This window comes from Nocardioides pollutisoli, assembly GCF_040045055.1.
GTDB lineage: Bacteria > Actinomycetota > Actinomycetes > Propionibacteriales > Nocardioidaceae > Nocardioides > Nocardioides tweenelious.
The window spans coordinates 1,265,233-1,284,017 of sequence record NZ_JBDZDU010000001.1; the positions used below are offsets into that span (position 1 = coordinate 1,265,233).

Below are 18,785 nucleotides of genomic sequence, written 5' to 3' on the forward strand. Positions count from 1 at the left end.
CCGCTGGTCGGCCATCCGCGTGCATCGTACATGTGTACGATGCACATGTGCCCTCCCGGACCGCCAGTGCAGTCGACGTCACACTGCTGCCCGAGCTCGCCGACGAGCTGATGCGGATCGGCCGCCGCCGGCCGGGTTTCGTCGCGGGGACCGAGCTCGACGCCTCGGCGTACAAGCTCCTCTGGATCCTGTCCGACGGCCGCGCCCGCACGCTCAAGGAGCTCGCCGACGAGCTCGACCTCGAGCTCTCGACGATCAACCGCCAGGTCAACGGCGCGGTCCGCGCCGGGCTGCTCGAGCGCTTCGCCGTGCCCGACCACCCGAGCCGGCCGGTGCGTCCGACACCGGAGGGCGCCCGCCTCTACGAGCACGACAGCGCCGTGCGCGCCGCTCACCTCAGCGCCATCCTCGACGAGATGGGTCCGGGTGCCGCACAGGAGTTCATCCGCGGGCTGCGCGCCTACAACGACGCCTACGACCGCACGGTCCCGAGGAAATGACCGTTCTCGCGCTGCGCAGTACCCTGGAGGGGTAGAGGGTTTCACGCGTCTTGGAGGTGGGTTCGGCGCGTCGTTCTGACGCACCCGAAAGGCCCCCTCCGTGTCACCCCTCGCTTCTTACCGGCGACTCTTCGAGCTCGCCGGGACGCCGTACGTCGTCGTCGCGTTCCTGGCCCGGCTGCCGCTCGCGATGAGCCAGCTCGGCACCCTCCTGCTCGTCTCGGGCGCCACCGGCAGCTACGGCCTCGGCGGTCTCGCCGCCGGCGCGCTGGCCGTCGCCAACGCCATCGGCGCACCCTTTGCGGGGGCGCTCGCCGACCGGATCGGTCAGCGCCCCGTCGTGCTCGTCCAGTCGATCGCCGGAGCGCTGTCCCTGACGTTGCTGGTCGCCCTCGTCCACGCGGACGCCCACCACCTGGCCATGGTCGGCGCGGCCGCGCTGGCCGGCCTCACCATGCCCCAGGTCGGCCCGCTCGCCCGGGTGCGGTGGCGTCCGATCACCGCCGGCGCGGGCGCGCAGCAGCGCCGCCTGGTCGACGTCGCGTTCTCCTACGAGGGCGCGGCCGACGAGGCGTCCTTCGCGATCGGCCCGGCCCTGGTGGGCCTCGGTGTCGTCGCGGTGTCGCCCAGCGGCGCCCTGCTGCTCGCGGCCACGCTGCTCGCGGTCTTCGGTACGGCGTTCGCGCTGCACCGCACCGCACGCGTCAGCCGGGGCGGCGGCATCCAGCTCGCCACCGGTCGGCTGCTCACGCCGGTGCTCGTCGTCCTCGTGACCGCCCAGCTGCTCATCGGCACCCTCTTCGGCGCCACCCAGACCGGCACCACCGTGCTCGCGACCGAGGTCGGCCACCCCGGCGCCGCGGGTCTCGTCCACGCCGCCCTCGGTGTCGGCAGCGCCCTGGCCGGGATCGCGACCGCGTTCATCCCCGAGCGGATCGGGCCGGAACGCCGGATCCTCATTGCCGCGAGTGCCCTGCTCCTGCTCTCGCTCCCGCTCCTGATGGCCCACGACCTCGGCACCCTCGCCGCAGTCGTCGCCGTGCTCGGGGTCGCCGTCGCGCCGTTCATGATCGGTGTCTTCACCCTGGCCGAGCGGGTCGTCGCCCCGGCCCGGGTCGCCACCGCCATGACCATGCTCGCCAGCGCGACCGGGGTCGGCTACGCCCTCGGCTCGACCATCGCCGGCCGCCTCGCCGACCACCACGGCTACCCGGCAGCGTTCTGCGTCACGATCGCCGCGATGGCCTGCGCCGTCACGCTGGCCGCCACCAACCAGCGTCGGCTGCGCCGGGCACTGGCCCAGCCGGACGATGAGGTCGCACCGAGGTCGACGCTGGTCACCCACGCACCGGCCTGAGCCGCTGCGCCTTCCGTGCGTCATCATCGAGGGATGCGTGACCAGTGGCGCGGGAGGCTCAGCCGTGAGGTGAGGCGGCTGCGCAACGGCTGGCGCGGCGCCGTGCTCTGGTCGCTGCGCATCACGGTGGCGGCCGTGACCAGCTACGTCGTGGCGACCCTGTTCTTCCCCGGGACCGTGCCCCTGCTCGCACCGCTGACGGCGATGCTGGTCGTCCAGGTCACGCCGGTCTCGCTGCTGGCCAGCGGTGTCGACCGTGTCGTGGCCGTGGTGACCGGCGTGTCACTGGCGGTCGCGTTCGCCGCCGTCGTACCCCTGGAGTGGTGGAGCCTCGGCGCCCTGATCTTCGTCTCGATCACCGTGGGGCAGGCGCTCCGGCTCCAGTCGAACCTGCTCGAGGTCGCGATCAGCGGCATGCTCGTGCTCGGTGTCGGCTCGCTCGGCGTCGAGGCCGCCGCCGGACAGCGGATCGCGGAGACCCTGGTCGGGGCCGCCGTCGGCGTCGCGGCCAACCTGCTCTTCCCGCCGCGCGTCCCCACGTCCGACGCCGGCCGGGAGATCGAGGGTCTCGCCGACTCGATCAGCGACCTCCTGAGGCGCTCGGCCGACGCGCTGGAGCAGCTGGCCGCCGACCCTCGATCGGTCGGCTCGGCCGCGGAGGCCTGGCTCGGGGACGCGCGCCTGATCACCCAGCACGACGTGCCGCGCGTCGGCGCGGCGCTCCTGCGCGCCGAGCAGGGCCGCCGGCTCAACGTCCGGGCGGCAGGCACGCCGGACCTGGGGCCGGGGCTGCGACACGGGCTGGAGTCGCTCGAGCACACCGGGCTGACGGTGCGGTCGATGTACCGAGCGCTCGCCGATGCCACCGCCGGCGATCACGCCTGGCTCGGGGCCGAGGGCGCCACGGACGTGCTCCTCGGCCTGGTGCAGACGTTCCGCGAGATGGCGGCCGCCGTCGACGCCTTCGGTGAGCTGGTGCGGCTCGACGCGGCGCCAGCCGGCCAGGCGAGCTCGGCGGACTTCGAGGCGCTGCGCGAGGCGATGGAGGGGTTGCCGGAGGCACGGGCCCGCCTGGAGGAGATGTCGACGTCGGTAGCCGACGCCGACCTGCGCGAGCTGCACGCGGCCGTGCTGTCGACCGTGAAGCGCGTGCAACGCGAGCTCGACCTCGAGCAGCGGGTCCGACGTCAGCTCCAGCTGCGCCGACCGCTCCGGACCTGGCCGGCGCCGCTGCGTCCGCACCCCTCCCGTCGCCGAGCCACCTCGCTCCCGGCGGCCGGACCCGCGGGCGATGGCGACGCCGAGACCGTGCGGATGCCGCGGCTCTCCGACGGCGATCGGTGACGGCGGGTCCGGGCCGTCGGTGGCTCAGCAGCCGTCAGCTCGACTCACTGCAGGTAGCCCTCGACCGTCGACTCGGGGCGCATCGAGGCTTCGCCGACATCCTGCCCGAACTCGCTTCGAGACCTCCGTTGACGAAGCAGGTCCCACAGCTGGTCCAGCTCCCGTTCGACGGCCGCTAACCGTGAGTGCTCCTCCTCGAGGGTGATCTCGCCTCGGCTCAGCCGCTCGCGCAACGCATGCTCCTCGGCGACCAAGTCACTGATCTGACGTTGCGTAGAAGGTTCGTCGTCCACCTTGCGCTCCACTTCCTCGTACCGGGTCTCAGGCGCAGCGTCGCCAGCCGTCTCGAGGACAGCCTGACCCTGTGGAGGTCGAGAGTCGAGGGCATCGGCGGAACAGGGCACGCCGGGCACGCTGCGGCTGCTGGAGGATGCACCGGATCTGGCACCGGAATCCGGCTGGGCCGACACGCAAAAAAGGGCCCCGACCTGCATCTCTGCAGATCAGGGCCCTCGCCTGAGCCGCCTGTCAGAATCGAACTGACGACCTTCTCATTACGAGTGAGACGCTCTACCGACTGAGCTAAGGCGGCGTGCTGCGGGTCCTGGCGAGCCAGTCTCCGAACAACCTGGAGAAGTATACGGACGCCGGTCCGGTGCGCGAAAACGGCACCAGGACCGGCGTCCAGGGCTCCGATCGGTACGACGAACGCGACTACGCCGGACGTCTCGGAGAGCTTGCGGGGACCCTGCTCGGGTCAGGCGGCGAGGGCGACCTTGCGGGTGCTGGTCGCGCCCTTGCCGGTGACGATCGACTGGTCGGCGCCACACCAGCAGGTGAAGGCGACGACGATGCCGTGGTCGGTGTTGGTCATGGCGGTCACCTGGCTCGGGAAGATCAGCTGACGCTTCTCGCACGCGGTGCACTTGTGGTCGAACATGAGGACCTCCCTCGGAGTGGGCGAACTGCTTACGCCTCTATTGTTCGACATCTGTAGACATAGGGGTAGCCTTGCTTTCCTTCGGAAACCCTAGGTTGGACCTATGCTTTCGCTGCACCAGCTCACCTGCTTCCTCGCGACCTACGAGCACGGCTCGCTGACCGCGGCCGCGGAGGAGCTCGGCTACGCGCAGCCCTCGGTGTCGGAGCAGATCCGGTCGCTGGAGAAGTCGCTCGGCGTCCAGCTCTTCCGGCGCGTGGGGCGCGGCGTCGTACCCACCACCGTCGCCGACACCCTGCGGCCGCACGCCGAGCGCGTGCTCGCGGCCGTCGACGAGGCGCAGCAGTCGGTGCAGCGGGTGAAGAGCTTCGAGACCGGGACGATCCGCTTCGGGATGTTCGGCACCGCACGTCTGTACGCCGGGGCCGGGCTGGTCGCCGACGTGCTCTCGCGTTACCCCGGCGTGCGGGTCGAGCTGATCGGCCAGAACTCCACGGACGTCCAGGAGGACCTGCGCCGAGGGCGGATCGAGGCTGCGATGATCGCGGTGCCGTCGGTCAACAGCGAGGGGTTCGTGGTCCGGCCGGTCGCCCGCGACGAGCTCGTCTACATCAGCGCCGACCCCGCGCGGCTCGAGACGCCGGTCAACGCGCACCGGCTCTCGCTCGCCTCGTTGGTGCTCCCCGAGACCACCTGGCGGGCCGACGACTCGACCCGACGGGTGCTGCGGCAGATGCTCCACGAGACCGGCCGCAACCCGCAGACCCGGATCGAGGTCGAGGACGTCGAGACCGCGGTCGAGCTGGTCGGCATGGGCTATGCCGACTCGGTGATCCCCAAGGGCGCCGCGGTGCAGCTGCTCCCGCGACTGGCGCCGAAGGCCGGATGGGTGTCGCTGCGGCCGCGGACCTACGACATGTTCGCGGTCGTGCACCGGGCCGGCGCGACCCTCTCCCCCGCCGCCCAGCTGATGATCGAGCTGGCCACCCGACGGATCCAGGCCATCGCGGAGCCCCTGTAGCAAGCCTTGGCGATCGGCCTACGCTCGAAGCATGAGCACCCCGGAGTCCGTCGTACGAGACCTGCTCGCGCATCTCGCCGCCCACGAGGTGGAGGAGGCGATCGAGCTGCTGGACGTCGACGTCGTCTGGCGCAACACCTTGATGCCGACCTTCCGCGGGCCGCAGGTCGCGAAGGCGCTGCGCGACATGGTCTCGCGCGGGATCGGCTTCGAGGTGGACTACCACCACGTGGCCACCTCGGGCGACGTCGTGCTGACCGACCGCACCGACGTGTTGTCGTACGGCGCCTGGCGCAGCTCCTTCGCGGTGCGCGGCACCTTCGAGGTCCGTGACGGCAAGGTCGTGCTCTGGGACGACGCCTTCAGCTGGATCGACGCGATCAGCTCCGGCGTGGTGGGACTCGTGAAGGGCATCCTCCCCCGCTAGTTGCCCCTACGATTTGGTGCGTGTGTGACACCTTCGTGATCCGGTCCGACTCGGGAACGGTGCTGGCGAAGAACTCCGACCGCGATCCCAACGAGGCACAGCTCTGGGAGTGGACGCCTGCGGCGGACCACGACCCGGACGCCCGGGCGCTCACGACCTACGTCGACCTGCCGCAGGCCGCCCGCACGCACGCGACCGTCGTGTCGCGGCCGTGGTGGATGTGGGGCGCCGAGATGGGCGCCAACGAGCACGGGGTCGCGATCGGCAACGAGGCGGTCTTCACCAAGGAGTCGACCAGCCTCGAGCCCGGGCTGCTCGGCATGGACCTGCTCCGGCTGGCCCTCGAGCGGGCCGCTTCCGCACGCGACGCGGTCGAGCTGATCGTCGACCTGCTCGAGCAGCACGGGCAGAGCGGGCGGTGCAGCGCCGAGCACCGGCGGTTCACCTACCACAACAGCTTCCTCGTGGCCGACCGCGACCACGCGATCGTGCTGGAGACCGCGGGACGGCAGTGGGCGACCGAGGAGGTCACCGGCCGCGCGCGGAGCATCAGCAACGGCCTGACCATCCCGGCCTTCGCGGAGAAGTACGCCGACCGGCTGCGCGGCCGGGTCGCCAACTGCGCCGTACGCCGTCACCTGACCGAGCAGCGCGCGACGGATGCCCGTGGTGTCTTCGGGTCGATGCGGATCCTGCGCGACAACGGCACCGGCACCGGACCCCGCTGGTCACCCGTCAACGGTTCGATGAGCGGACCGAACATGCACGCCGGCGGGCTGCTCGCCTCGAGCCAGACCGTGTCGTCGTGGGTGAGCGACCTCGGCTCCGGGACGCACTGGGCGACGGGCACGTCCGACCCGGCGCTGTCGCTCTTCGTGCCGCTGCGCGTCGACCAGCCGGTCGGCGAGGCGGCCTACCCGACCGAGGGCGTCGACAACCGGGTCGACGACCGGTCGCTGTGGTGGCGGCACGCGGAGCTGCACCGGCGCGCGCTGCGTGGCTGGACCCGCTCCGAGGGCGTCATATCGGCCGACCGCGACCGGCTGCAGCGGGGGTGGATCGCCTCTCCGCCGAGCACCGAGGACGCGCTCGCCGAGGCGGGTGCGGCGTACGACCGCTGGCTGCCGGCGGTCGCGCGCGTGACGCAGCGCGACACCCGGCCGTGGTGGCTGCAGCGCCGCTGGGCCGGCTTCGAGCGAGCGGCGGGCCGACCACGGCTCGCCGAGGTGAGCGTGTGACGACCCCCGTGACCACCGACGTCGTCGTCATCGGCGCGGGGCTCTCCGGCCTCGCGGCGGCCCGTGCCGTGCAGGCCGCCGGTCGCTCCGTGGTCGTCGTCGAGGCCCGCGACCGCGTCGGCGGGCGGACCGAGGCCGGCGCCCTGGCCGACGGGCAGTGGATCGAGCTCGGCGGGCAGTGGGTCGGACCGACCCAGGACCGGATGTACGAGCTGATCGGCGAGCTCGGCCTGACCACGGTCCCGACGTACAACGACGGCGACATCGTCTTCTCCCTCTGCGGGCGCACCGGGCGGCTGGCCGGCACGAAGGGAGCGATCCCGCGGTTGAACCCGTTCGCGATCGCCGACCTCGCCCAGGGCACGCTGCGTTTCGCGCGGCTCGCGAAGCGGATCGACCTGGACCGGCCGTGGGAGTCGCCGGACGCCGAGCTCCTCGACGGGCAGACCTTCCGGACCTGGGTGCGCCGCAACCTCAAGACCCCGCAGGGGCGGGCCTACTTCGAGCTCTACTGCGAGGCGGTCTTCTCGGCCGGCCTCTCCGACCTGTCGCTGCTGCACGCGCTCTTCTATACGCGGTCCGGCACCGACATGGACACGCTGATGGCCGTCGACCGGGGCGCGCAGCAGGACCGGATCGACGGCGGCTCGATCCTGGTCAGCGAGCGGATGGCGGCCGACCTCGACGTCCGACTGTCGTCGCCGGTGCGCACGGTCGCCCAGACCTCGTCCGGGGTGCGCGTGACGGCCCGCGACGGCACGACGTACGACGCGGCCCGCGCGATCATCACGCTGCCGCCGACACTGGCCGGCCGACTGGAGTACGACCCGCCGCTGCCGAGCTGGCGCGACCAGCTCACCCAGAAGCTCCCCGCGGGCAGCGTCTTCAAGGTCTACGCGGTCTACCCGACACCGTTCTGGCGTGCGGACGGCCTCAACGGTCAGGCGGGGTCGGACCAGGGACCGGTGAAGGTCACCTTCGACAACACCCCGCCCGGCTACGACCGCGGCATCCTGATGGGCTTCATCGAGGCCGACGACGGCCGCGCGTGGGCACGCCGTACGCCGGAGGAGCGGCGGGCCGCGGTGGTCGACTGCTTCGTGCGCTACTTCGGTCCGCAGGCCGCCGAGCCGCTGGAGTACGTCGAGCGCGACTGGATGGCCGAGGAGTTCAGCCGCGGCTGCTACGGCGCGCACTTCGCGCCCGGCGTCTGGACGTCGTACGGCGAGGCGCTCCGCGAGCCCGTCGGACGGCTGCACTGGGCGGGCGCCGAGTGCAGCCCGGTGTGGAACGGCTACATGGAGGGTGCCGTCCGCTCCGGCGAGACGACCGCCCAGGAAGTGCTCGTGTCGCTGGCGTGATCATATGTCTAGTGTTTAACTAGACATATGACAGTTATCGATCGCCCCCAGATCCTGTCCGTCGCGCGGCTCGGCGGGCGGATCGGCGCCCAGATCGACGGCGTCCGCCTCGGCGCCGACCTCGGCGGGGAGACCGTCGCCTCGATCCGCGCCGCGCTGCTCGCGCACAAGGTCGTCTTCTTCCGCGGGCAGGACCACCTCGACGACGCGGGTCAGATCGCCTTCGCCGAGCAGCTCGGCACCCTCACGACCGCGCACCCCACCGTCAACACCGGCAGCGCCCACGTGCTGAGCCTGGCCGCGACGCAGGGCATGGCTGCCAACAGCTGGCACACCGACGTCACGTTCGTCGACCGGCCGCCGGCCTTCAGCGTCCTGCGGGGCGTCACCATCCCGCCGTACGGCGGCACCACCAATTGGGCCAACACGGCTGCGGCGTACGACGCCCTCCCGGCGACGCTGAAGGCGCTGGTCGACGGGCTGTGGGCCTCGCACACGAACACGTTCGACTACGCCCGCGACTCCGAGGACGACAACGAGGGTCAGGACCGCGACGCGCTCGACCGCACGCAGTTCCGCTCGACCTACTACGAGACCGAGCACCCGGTCGTGCGGGTGCACCCCGAGACCGGCGAGCGCAGCCTGCTGCTCGGCCACTTCGTGAAGAAGTTCGTGGGCCTCAACACCTCGGAGTCCTCGGCGATCTTCCAGCTGCTGCAGAACCGCGTCACCAAGCTGGAGAACACCGTGCGCTGGCAGTGGCAGGAGGGCGACGTCGCGGTCTGGGACAACCGAGCCACCCAGCACTACGCGGTCGCGGACTTCGACAACCACCGGCGCGAGGTGCGCCGCGTGACCGTCGCGGGCGACGTACCGGTCGGCATCGACGGGCGCACCAGCCGCGTCGTCGCCGGCGACTCCGACGCCTACACCCGGATCGACGAGCTGATCAGCTAGCGGTCCCCCCGTTCGGGAGCCCCTGGGGAACGCACCCTCCCCGGGGGCTCCGTCATGTCGGTCTCGACACGCTCGACCACCATCAGCGGATCCGCTAGCGCGTCTCCGCTAGCAGGACAACCCGTCCTTAGGCACGGTGCCGTCGACCAGGTAGTCCTCGACCGCCGAGTCGATGCACGCGTTGCCCTCGTTGTAGGCCGTGTGACCGTCGCCGTCGCGCGACACGAGGACACCGGAGTCGAGCTGGGCGGCGAGGTGGACGGCCCAGTCGTACGGCGTCGCCGGGTCGCGCGTGGTGCCGATGACGACGATCGGCGCGGCGCCCTTCGCGTCGATGACCCGGTCGTGCTCGGTCGCGCGCACCTGGATGCCGCCGCAGTTGGTCGCACCCCAGGCGAAGCCGCGGCCGAAGGTCGGCGAGGCCGCTTCGTACCTCGCGATCGCGGCCGGCACCTCCGACTCCGAGATCGCGCTCGGGTCGTCGAGGCAGCTGATCGCCGGGAACGCCTCCAGCGAGTTGTCGAGGTAGCCGCTCTGCCCGCGAGAGGAGTAGCTGTCGGCGAGCCTCAGCAGCAGGGTGCCGTCGCCGTCGAAGGCGTCCTGCAGCGCCTGGGTGAGGTAGGGCCAGAAGCTCTTGTTGTAGAGGGTGAAGGCGATGCCGGTCGTCGCGATGCCCTCCGTGAGCACCCGGTCACCGAGGGTCGTCTCGAGCGGCTGCCCGTCGACCTGGTCGAGGAAGTCGGTGATCCGGGCCGAGCCCGCCTCGGCGGTGTCGCCGAGGAAGCAGCTGCCCGCGTCGACGCAGTGCTGGAGATAGCTGGTCAGGGCGGTCTCGAAGCCGGCCGCCTGCTGGAGCCCGAGCTCGAGCGTGCCGAGCGAGAGGTCGATCGCGCCGTCGAGGACGAGCCGTCCGACCTTGTCGGGGAAGAGGTCGGCGTACGTCGCGCCGAGCTGGGTGCCGTACGACGCTCCGAGGTAGTCGAGCTGGGAGTCGCCGAGCGTCGCGCGCAGGACGTCCATGTCGCGGGCGGCCTCGATCGTGGTGATGTGTGCGGCCAGGTTCCCCGACTTCTCTGCGCAGCCGCGCCAGAAGGCCTGGTTGGCGGCGATGTAGTCGTCGGCCTCGGCGGCGGTGTCGGGATCCGGGTCGCGGGCCAGGAAGGTGTCGAGGTCGCCGTCGCTGAGGCAGTCGACCGGACTGCTGCTGCCGGTGCCGCGCGGGTCGAAGCCCACGATGTCGTAGACGTCGAGGAGCGGCGCGCGGAAGACTTTGTCGGCGTTGGCGGCGTAGTCGGTGCCGGGCGCACCGGGCCCGCCGGGGTTGACCACGAGGGAGCCGATCCGGTCGGCGGGGTGGGCCGCCGGGACCTTGAGCAGCGCGAGCTCGATCGTGTCGCCGGTCGGGTGGCGGTAGTCGAGCGGCACGGTGAGCGTCGAGCAGAGGTCGGTCGTGCGGCACTGCGTCCAGGTCAGCTGCTGGGAGTAGAACGGCGCGAGGGCGGGCCTCGGCGGTGTCGTGGCGCCCGGCTCGGGGGTCGTGGTGGGTGCGTCCAGGGGCGCGCCCTGCTCGGACCCCGAACCCAGGGCGACCAGCGCTGCGGTCCCACCCACGGCAAGCAGCATCGCGACCACGAGGAGCACGACGACCAGCCGCTTCACCGGGAGCGGACCTCCGGGGCGACGAGCGCGAGCATCATCGACTCCAGGGCCAGCATCGGCGGCACGTTGAACTCGAGCATCTGCTCGCGGGCCTCGAAGATCGCGGCGATCCGGCGCAGCTGGGTCTCCGGCGTCGACGAGCTGGCGAGCAGCTCGACGTCGCTGCGGATCTCCTCGTTGATGAGCGACCCCTGGGCCCTCGTCGAGACCGCGATCGCGTCGCGGTAGACCGAGACCAGGTCCATCAGGCCACGGTCGATGACGTCGAGGTGGCGGCGCTTGGCTCGGGTGCGCTGGTCCTTCTCGAGGTCACGCAGCGCGGGGGCGTACTCCCGCGGCCGGCGTCCGCGCTCGACCACGCCGTACGCCGAGTCGAGGTCGGCCTTCTCGCGCACGGCGAGCTCGCCGGTGATCAGGTCGGCCTCCTCCTTGGTGACCTCGCTGAGGCTCGACGCAGCGCTCATGCACGCGCCCAACGACGTGAGCCGGGCGGGGATGGCGACGACCTCGCGGCGACGGTTGCGGGTGTCCTCGTCGCGAGCGAGCGCGCGGGCCCGGCCGATGTGGCCCTGGCTGGCGCGGGCGGCGTACGACGCGACCGCAGGCGGCACGCCGTCGCGGCGGACGAGGAACGCGGCGACGTCGTCGGTGGTGGGCGTGGTGAGGGTGACCAGGCGGCAGCGGGACCGGATGGTCGGCAGCACGTCCTCGACCGTGGGCGCGCAGAGGATCCAGACGGTGCGCAGCGTGGGCTCCTCGATCGCCTTGAGCAGCGCGTTGCACGCCTGCTCGGTGAGGCGGTCGGCGTCCTCGACGATCATGATCTGCCAGCGCTTGCCGACCGGGGCGAGGGCCGAGCGGCGGACCAGGTCGCGGGTCTCCTTGACGCCGATCGAGAGGCCCTCGGTGCGGACCATGGCGACGTCGGCGTGGCTGCCGGCGAGGACGGTATGGCACTCGTGGCACTCGCCGCAGCCCGCGCGCTCGCACTGGAGCGCGGCCGCGAAGGCGACCGCGGCGTTGGAGCGGCCCGAGCCCGGAGGACCGACGAACAGGTAGGCGTGGCTCATGCCCTTGCCCTCGGCGGCGGCCGACAGCACCTCGACGACCTTGCGCTGGCCGACCAGCTCGTCCCAGACCGTCATCGGCGCTTCGCCTGGTCGAGGAGAGGGGTGATCCGCTCGCGCACGGCGGCCGCGATCTCGTCGACCTCGGCCCGGGCGTCGAGCACGAGGTAGTGCTCCGGGTCGGCCTCGGCCATCTCGACGAACGCGTCGCGCACCCGCTCGTGGAACTCGATCGACTCGCCCTCGATCCGGTCGCGCCCGGCGAACCGGCTCAGCCCGCGCCGCGGGTCGAGGTCGAGCACGACGGTGACGTGCGGGCGCAGGTCGTGGGTGGCCCAGCGGGCGACCCGCTCGACCTCCTCGACGACCAGCGAGCGGCCGGCGCCCTGGTAGGCGAGCGTGGAGTCGACGTAGCGGTCGGTGATCACGACGTCGCCCCGGTCGAGGGCCGGCTGGACGACGGTGTCGACGTGCTCGGCCTTGTCGGCGGCGTAGAGGAGCGCCTCGGTGCGGTCGGAGAGCTGCCCGGTCTCGGGGCTGAGCACGATCCGCCGCAGCTCGCGCCCGACGACCGTGTCGCCGGGCTCGAAGGTGAGCAGCACGGCGTACCCCTGCTCCTGCAGCCAGTCGCGCAGCATCCCGGACTGGGTCGACTTGCCCGACCCCTCGCCGCCCTCGAAGCAGACGAAGACACCCGTCTCGGCGTAGACCCCGTTGCTCATTCCGGGGTCCCCGCGGAGGCGTGAGCGAAGCGAGCGGCTTCGTGGGGTGAGATCACGACGCACAGCCTAGGTGGGGGTGCCGACCTCGGTCGTCCACAGGTCCACAGGCGTCCGGTTTGGGTCGACTCGGGCGGGGCCGATCCTCGGGTGATGGACCCGCTTGCCGAGACACTCCGCAGCCAGGACGGCGTCATCGCCCGTCGGCAGCTGCTGGAGCACGACATCGGCCTGCCGGCGATCGCTCGCATGGTCCGACGCCGTGAGCTGGCACGGGTCCATCCCGGCGTGTACGCCGAGCACACCGGGCCGTTGACCTGGCACCAGCGGGCGTGGGCGGCGGTGCTGTTCTCCTGGCCCGCGGCCCTGACCCACGAATCCGCACTCCGGGCGGCGGAGGGCCCGGGCCGTCGGGACCGCGACGAGGACGTCATGCATGTCGCGGTCGACCGGGAGCGACGTCTCGTCCAGCCTCCCGGCGTACGCATCCATCGGATCGCAGGCTTCGACGACCGTGTGCGGTGGAACCTCGGACCGCCGCGGGTGCGCTACGAGCACGCGGTGCTCGATGTCGCAGGCGCTGCCGGCTCGGACCTGCGGGCGATCGCGGTGCTCGCGGATGCGTGCGGCTCTCGTCGGTCGACCGCCCAGCGTCTGGTGGCGACGCTCGCCGATCGGCCGCGCCAGGCCCGTCGGGCCTGGATCTCGGGCGTCCTCGACGACGTAGCCGCCGGCACCTGCTCCGTCCTCGAGCAGGGGTACCTGTCCCACGTCCAGCGCGCTCATGGACTCCCAGCGGGCCGGCGCCAGGCAAGCCATCGGCACGCAGGGGTGCTCACGCTCCGCGACGTCGACTACGCGGAGCTCGGGGTCGTCGTCGAGCTCGACGGCCGTCTCTTCCACGATTCCGCGACACGGCGTGACCGCGACATGGACCGCGACCTCGACAGCACGGCAGCCGATGGCTCTTTGACCATCCGGCTCTCGTGGGGCCAGGTCTTCGACCGACCCTGTCGCACCGCTTCCCGGCTCGCCCTGGTCCTCCAGGGACGGGGATGGCTGGGGTCCCTCGCCCACTGCCCGGAGTGTGGTTGATCCGATGCACCTGGTGCATCGGATCAACCACACTTCGACAACGGTGGGTGGCGTCGAGCGAGGCCTGTGGATATCGGCGACGGTCGACCGAGCCACCTCGTTACCGTGCCGACCTCCCGCTTGAAAGGCCGGGACTCAGAGCGACGGGGGCACCATGGGTCACTACCACCGCATCATCAACCTGACGCAGCGCATGGCGATCGAGCCGACGGACGTCGGCGTGCTGGACAAGCTTTGCGAGTTCGGGCAGAGCTCGGGGACCGCGATGGCGGCCGTGTGGCTACTACTCGGCCGTGAAGCATGGTGCGGTGATCGGATCGCCATCTTGGGCTACGAGGGCAGGCCGAACGACCTGCCTCCCGAGGTCGTCTCGGCGACAGGCATCGACGGCACGGCGTTCTACGACTACTTCGACACTGCCGCAGAAGTCGCCCGGTCCGTGCTGGTCGAGCGTGGTGTCAGCACCTTCACAACGAGGATGTCCGGCAACGTCGAGCTGTGGGACGCGCACCCTGTCGACCCAGTCGCCCCTGCAGGCGTTGAGGTCGTGGCTGCCAATCTCGACCGAGAACAGGTCCTCGATCCCGCACAATTCGGCGACAGCCGCGATCTCCATCTAGCCGCCGCCAACGGCGGCCTCGGCGGCGTGACCACGGCGCTGGCCGCCGTACTGGCAGCCTCGAACCGAGGCGGAAGCCGTGGCGGCGGCGACCTGCGAAGCTGGCACCCGCTCGTCGGTTCCTGGGCGGGCGATCGAGTCGGCGTCGTGCCGATCGGCCTCGCAAGTGACTTCACCGACGTGTCCGCGGACGTCCGACAAGTACTCGCGGACGCGGAAGAAGGTGCCTATGAGGTGACGACTCGAGGCGTGATGCGACTGGACCCTCCGTGGTTCGCTCGCGCATTCACCGTCACTGAAGCGGACTAACCCAGGTTCGGGCGAACAAGACCGAGGTCAAGACTTCTTGGTCGCGGCCTTCTTGGTGGTCTTCTTCGCGGTCTTCTTGGCGGCGCGCTTGGCAGGGGCCTTCTTGGTCGCCTTCTTGGCGGCCTTCTTCGCGGGACCCTTGGCGCGGCGCTCGGCGAGCAGCTCGGCGGCGCGCTCGATGGTGATCGACTCGACCGAGTCCTCCTTGCGGAGGGTGGCGTTGTACTCGCCGTCGGTGACGTACTCGCCGAAGCGGCCGGCCTTCACGACGACCGGCTGCTTGGAGACCGGGTCCTCGCCGAGCTCCTTGAGCGGCGCGGCGGCCGCGGCGCGACCGCGCTGCTTGGGCTGGGCGTAGATCCGCAGCGCCTCGTCGAGGGTGATCGTCAGCAGCTGGTCCTCGGAGACCAACGAGCGGGAGTCGGTGCCCTTCTTGAGGTAGGGACCGTAGCGACCGTTCTGCGCGGTGATGTCCTCGCCGTCCTCGGCCTGGCCGACCACGCGCGGCAGCGAGAGCAGCTGCAGGGCGTCGTCGAGGCTGATCGTGTCGAGCGACATCGACTTGAAGAGCGAGCCGGTGCGGGCCTTGGCGTTCTTGGGGGCGTCCTCCGGCAAGACCTCGGTCACGTAGGGACCGAAGCGGCCGTTCTTGGCCACGATCTGCAGCCCGGAGTCGGGGTGGACGCCGAGCTCGATCTCCTCACCCGAGGGGTTGGCCAGCAGCTCCTTGGCCTTCTCGAGGGTGAGCTCGTCGGGCGGCAGGTCGTCGGGCACGTTGGCCCGCTTGCCGATCGGGTTGCCCTCGTCGTCGGGACCCTCGAGGTAGGGGCCGTAGCGGCCGACGCGCAGGTTGATCCCGCTCGAGCCGTCGCCGACCGGGAAGGTCGCCAGCTCGCGGGCGTCGATGTCACCGAGGCCGTCGACGAGGGGCTTGAGCCCGGTCACGGTGTCGGAGCCGTAGTAGAACTCGCCGAGCTCGGTGCTGCGGTCCTTGCGGCCGCCCGCGATCTCGTCGAGGACGTCCTCCATGCCGGCGGTGAACTCGTAGGAGATCTGCCGCGGGAAGTGTTCCTCGAGCAGCCGGGTGACCGAGAAGGCCAGCCAGGCCGGCACCAGGGCGGTGCCCTTCTTGTAGACGTAGCCGCGGTTGAGGATGGTGCCGATGATCGAGGCGTACGTCGAGGGGCGACCGATCTCGCGGTCCTCGAGCTCCTTGATCAGCGTGGCCTCGGTGTAGCGGGCCGGCGGCTTGGTCTCGTGTCCGCTGGCGCTGATCGAGGCAGCGGTGACGGCGTCGCCCTCGTGGAGGTCGGGCAGCGGCACCTGGTCGTCGTCGCTGCGCTTGCCGCCCTCGGTGCCCTCGACGTACGCCCGCAGGAAACCGTGGAACGTGATGACGCGACCGGACGCACCGAAGACGACGTCGCGACCGTCGGCGGACGCGCCACCGATCCGGATCGAGACCGACTGGCCGACGGCGTCCTTCATCTGCGAGGCGACGGTGCGCATCCAGATCAGCTCGTAGAGACGGAACTGCTCGCCGGTGAGGCCGGTCTGCGCCGGGGTGCGGAAGGACTCGCCGGCGGGCCGGATCGCCTCGTGCGCCTCCTGGGCGTTCTTGACCTTGCTGGCGTAGGTGCGCGGGGCGTCGGGGAGGTACTCCGCGCCGTACAGCTCCCGCACCTGGGAGCGCGCGGCGTCGACCGCACCACCGGAGAGGGTGGTGGAGTCGGTGCGCATGTAGGTGATGAAGCCGTTCTCGTAGAGCCGCTGCGCGACCGACATCGCGACCGACGCGCTCATGCCGAGCTTGCGGCTCGCCTCCTGCTGGAGGGTGGTCGTGCGGAACGGGGCGTACGGCGAGCGCCGGTAGGGCTTGGCCTCGACCGAGCGGACGTCGAACGTCGTGTCCTGCAGTGCGGCCGACAGCGCCTCGGCCTCCTGGCGGTCGAGGTGGACGCGCTCGTCCTTCTTCGACTTCAGCAGCCCGTCGGGGCCGAAGTCGGAGCCGCTCGCGACCCGGGCGCCGTCGATCGAGTGGATCTTGGCCGGGAACATCCGGGGGTCCTTGGTCGCACCCGCGTCGAAGGTGCCTTCGAGGTCCCAGTACGACGCGACGCGGAAGGCCATCCGCTCGCGCTCCTTGTCGACGACCAGCCGGGTCGCGACGGACTGCACGCGACCGGCGGACAGGCCGGACATGACCTTCTTCCACAGGACCGGGCTGACCTCGTAGCCGTAGAGACGGTCGAGGATCCGGCGGGCCTCCTGCGCCTCGACCAGGTCCATGTCGAGCTCGCGCGGGTTGTCGGCGGCGTCGAGGATCGCCTGCTTGGTGATCTCGTGGAAGACCATCCGCTTGACCGGGATGCCGGCCTTCGGCTTCAGCTCGTCGAGGAGGTGCCAGGCGATCGCCTCGCCCTCGCGGTCCTCATCGGTGGCGAGGTAGAGCTCGTCGGCGTCCTTCAGCAGGCCCTTGAGCTTGGAGATGTGCGCCTTCTTGTCCCGCGGCACGACGTAGTAGGGCTCGAAGCCGTTCTCGACGTCGACGGCGAGCCGGCCCCACGGCTTGTCCTTGATCTTCGCGGGAGTGTCCGCAGCGTTGTTCGGAAGGTCGCGGATGTGGCCGATGGAGGACTCGACGACGTACCCCTGACCGAGGTACCCGCCGATCGTGCGGGCCTTCGCCGGGGACTCGACGATCACCAACTTGTGTGCCACTGGACCTGTCATTTCCTTCGCTGTGCGGGGGGTGGGCGCCCGATGAGGGAGCCCACGGCCGAACACGGTAGCGCGTACGGCGAACAACACATTCCCGGCGACCCTCAACGTTTCGAGCGGGCCACCCGTCATTGCAGAGTAGGTGAGAGGCGATCACGGTGGCTCGGAGGCCGAATTCATGGACGATGGGAAGCACCAGGACTTCGCGGAGTTCGCAGCGGCGCAGACACGGCCGTTGCTCGGCTTCGCGCACGCCCTGACCGCCAACCCCCACGACGCCTGGGACCTGACCCAGGAGACGCTCGCCCGGTTGGGCGAGCGGTGGGGCCGGATGCGGTTCGACGAGCCGGCGGCGTACGCCCGCACCGTGATGGTGCGGCTCAACATCGACCGGATCCGGCGCCTGCGTCGCGAGCTGCCCCTGCTCGGCCACCCCGCGGAGGACGCCCCGGTCGACGTGACCGGCGAGCTCGAGCCGTGGCTGGTCGAGGCGCTGGCGACGCTCAGCCCGCGCCAGCGGACGGCGCTCGCCCTGCGCTACGTCGAGGACCTCGACGTCCGCGGCATCGCCGAGCGGATGGGCTGCTCGGAAGGAACCGTCAAGAGCCAGCTGTCCCGCGGGACCGAGCGGCTCCGCCAGCACGCACGTGAGCACGCACCCGTGCTCGACCGCCTGATCGACCGAGAGGACGTGAACCGAGCATGAGCATCACCGACCCCTTCCACGACGAGATCCAGGCCGCCTACCGGAGCCTGGACGACAGCCTCGCTCCCCCGATGGACGCCGCCGAGCGGATCGGCCGGCGGATCGTCGTACGACGTCGGCGCCGGCGAGCAGCGACCGCCGGCGCCGGCGGCGTGGCCGCCCTGGCGCTGGTCGGGTCCGTGCTCGTGCTGAGCGGTGGCGACGCCCCCGACGGCAACGACATCGCGACCGACCCGACCGGCGGCCAGGGCAGCACCCTCGTGATGACCCGCCCCGACGGCTCGACGTACGCCTTCGACGACGTGACGGTGAGCTGCAAGCCGGCAGAGGCCTATGGCAAGTCGGTCGTCGACCAGCCCGGGCACATCTACATGTTCAGCCCGATCGAGCTGAGCGGCCCGGTCGACGACAACGGGGACAACAAGGACCTCCGGGCCGTCCAGCCGTTCGTCACCTTCGAAGGCATCATCGACAAGATCCAGGGCGACCAGACCTTCACGTTCCCGAACGCCTGGGAGGAGGGTGCGAACTCCAGCACGGACGACTCCCCCGTGATCCTGTTCATGGCCGACACGGACGGCAACGAGGTCGCCAGCACCGCGGGCGGCGAGTCCGGCACCATCCGGGTGCTGGAGGCGTCCTGCTCGCCGAAGCCGGTGCTGCGCCTCGAGGTCGACATGACCCTCGGCAGCGAGGTCGAGAAGCACACTCTCGACATCGCCGGCTCGCTGGGATAGCGACCCAC

18 protein-coding genes and 1 tRNA gene are annotated in these 18,785 nt (G+C 71.1%); 12 read left to right on the forward strand and 7 right to left on the reverse strand.

All coding sequences use genetic code 11. The features are described from left to right. Positions 1–47: 47 nt before the first annotated feature. The 3 genes from ABLE68_RS06190 (at position 48) to ABLE68_RS06200 (ending at position 3,201) form a co-directional block, all read left to right on the forward strand. Complete coding sequence (locus ABLE68_RS06190) at positions 48–500, forward strand: MarR family winged helix-turn-helix transcriptional regulator (protein WP_348870435.1); 453 nt, start codon at positions 48–50, stop codon at positions 498–500. 100 nt (positions 501–600) lie between these two features. Next, positions 601–1,857 (forward strand): MFS transporter, encoded by a 1,257-nt coding sequence (locus tag ABLE68_RS06195; protein WP_348870436.1) that lies wholly within the window; start codon positions 601–603, stop codon positions 1,855–1,857. A 33-nt stretch (positions 1,858–1,890) separates the two neighbouring features. Beyond that, entirely contained in the window at positions 1,891–3,201 is a 1,311-nt protein-coding gene (locus ABLE68_RS06200; protein ID WP_348870437.1) for an FUSC family protein, read from the forward strand. A gap of 44 nt (positions 3,202–3,245) precedes the next feature. On the opposite strand, the gene ABLE68_RS06205 is transcribed toward ABLE68_RS06200, so the two are convergent. The 3 genes from ABLE68_RS06205 to ABLE68_RS06215 form a co-directional block, all read right to left on the reverse strand. Continuing rightward, positions 3,246–3,614: a DUF2630 family protein gene (locus ABLE68_RS06205; protein ID WP_348870438.1), complete on the reverse strand. Its 369-nt coding sequence runs from the start codon at positions 3,612–3,614 to the stop codon at positions 3,246–3,248. 106 nt (positions 3,615–3,720) lie between these two features. Beyond that, a tRNA-Thr gene (locus tag ABLE68_RS06210) sits at positions 3,721–3,793 on the reverse strand. Positions 3,794–3,958: 165 nt separating this feature from the next. Then, a complete protein-coding gene (locus ABLE68_RS06215; protein ID WP_348870439.1) occupies positions 3,959–4,141 on the reverse strand; it encodes a hypothetical protein in 183 nt (60 codons plus the stop codon). A 103-nt stretch (positions 4,142–4,244) separates the two neighbouring features. Here ABLE68_RS06215 and ABLE68_RS06220 point away from each other — a divergent pair, with 103 nt between their 5' ends. Genes ABLE68_RS06220 through ABLE68_RS06240 form a run of 5 tightly spaced genes read left to right on the forward strand, consistent with a single transcriptional unit; the run spans position 4,245 to position 9,145 of the window. Continuing rightward, positions 4,245–5,162, forward strand: a complete 918-nt coding sequence (locus ABLE68_RS06220) for a LysR family transcriptional regulator (RefSeq protein WP_348870440.1) — start codon at positions 4,245–4,247, stop codon at positions 5,160–5,162. Positions 5,163–5,193: 31 nt separating this feature from the next. Further along, positions 5,194–5,589, forward strand: a complete 396-nt coding sequence (locus ABLE68_RS06225; RefSeq protein WP_348870441.1) for a limonene-1,2-epoxide hydrolase family protein — start codon at positions 5,194–5,196, stop codon at positions 5,587–5,589. Positions 5,590–5,609: 20 nt separating this feature from the next. After that, positions 5,610–6,827, forward strand: coding sequence for a carcinine hydrolase/isopenicillin-N N-acyltransferase family protein (locus ABLE68_RS06230; protein WP_348870443.1), 1,218 nt, complete (start codon positions 5,610–5,612; stop codon positions 6,825–6,827). After that, positions 6,824–8,188, forward strand: a complete 1,365-nt coding sequence (locus ABLE68_RS06235) for a flavin monoamine oxidase family protein (protein ID WP_348870444.1) — start codon at positions 6,824–6,826, stop codon at positions 8,186–8,188. Before ABLE68_RS06230 ends, ABLE68_RS06235 begins: the two co-directional genes overlap by 4 nt. 27 nt (positions 8,189–8,215) lie before the next feature. Beyond that, positions 8,216–9,145 (forward strand): TauD/TfdA dioxygenase family protein, encoded by a 930-nt coding sequence (locus ABLE68_RS06240; RefSeq protein WP_348870446.1) that lies wholly within the window; start codon positions 8,216–8,218, stop codon positions 9,143–9,145. A gap of 108 nt (positions 9,146–9,253) precedes the next feature. Here ABLE68_RS06240 and ABLE68_RS06245 read toward each other — a convergent pair whose 3' ends face one another. From ABLE68_RS06245 to tmk, 3 genes are read right to left on the reverse strand one after another with little or no spacing between them, the layout of a single operon-like run. Then, positions 9,254–10,804, reverse strand: coding sequence for an alpha/beta hydrolase (locus ABLE68_RS06245; RefSeq protein ID WP_348870448.1), 1,551 nt, complete (start codon positions 10,802–10,804; stop codon positions 9,254–9,256). After that, complete coding sequence (locus ABLE68_RS06250) at positions 10,801–11,949, reverse strand: DNA polymerase III subunit delta' (RefSeq protein ID WP_348870449.1); 1,149 nt, start codon at positions 11,947–11,949, stop codon at positions 10,801–10,803. The genes ABLE68_RS06245 and ABLE68_RS06250 overlap by 4 nt, the downstream gene beginning before the upstream one ends. Further along, positions 11,946–12,593, reverse strand: coding sequence for a dTMP kinase (gene tmk, locus ABLE68_RS06255; protein ID WP_348870450.1), 648 nt, complete (start codon positions 12,591–12,593; stop codon positions 11,946–11,948). The genes ABLE68_RS06250 and tmk overlap by 4 nt, the downstream gene beginning before the upstream one ends. Positions 12,594–12,743: 150 nt before the next feature. On the opposite strand from tmk, the gene ABLE68_RS06260 reads away from it, so the two are divergent. Next, positions 12,744–13,685, forward strand: a complete 942-nt coding sequence (locus ABLE68_RS06260; RefSeq protein ID WP_348870451.1) for a type IV toxin-antitoxin system AbiEi family antitoxin domain-containing protein — start codon at positions 12,744–12,746, stop codon at positions 13,683–13,685. 154 nt (positions 13,686–13,839) lie between these two features. Further along, on the forward strand, positions 13,840–14,613 hold the full coding sequence (locus ABLE68_RS06265) for a hypothetical protein (protein ID WP_348870452.1): 774 nt from the start codon (positions 13,840–13,842) through the stop codon (positions 14,611–14,613). Between the two features lie 27 nt (positions 14,614–14,640). On the opposite strand, the gene topA is transcribed toward ABLE68_RS06265, so the two are convergent. Continuing rightward, complete coding sequence (topA, locus tag ABLE68_RS06270; protein WP_348870454.1) at positions 14,641–17,346, reverse strand: type I DNA topoisomerase; 2,706 nt, start codon at positions 17,344–17,346, stop codon at positions 14,641–14,643. 166 nt (positions 17,347–17,512) lie between these two features. Between topA and ABLE68_RS06275 the strand changes: the two genes are divergently transcribed. Together ABLE68_RS06275 and ABLE68_RS06280 are read left to right on the forward strand one after the other, a co-directional pair. Then, on the forward strand, positions 17,513–18,040 hold the full coding sequence (locus ABLE68_RS06275) for a sigma-70 family RNA polymerase sigma factor (RefSeq protein ID WP_348870455.1): 528 nt from the start codon (positions 17,513–17,515) through the stop codon (positions 18,038–18,040). Continuing rightward, positions 18,037–18,777 carry a hypothetical protein gene (locus ABLE68_RS06280; protein WP_348870457.1) on the forward strand — a complete coding sequence of 247 codons (741 nt, stop codon included), beginning with the start codon at positions 18,037–18,039 and terminating at the stop codon, positions 18,775–18,777. The genes ABLE68_RS06275 and ABLE68_RS06280 overlap by 4 nt, the downstream gene beginning before the upstream one ends. Positions 18,778–18,785 lie beyond the last annotated feature (8 nt).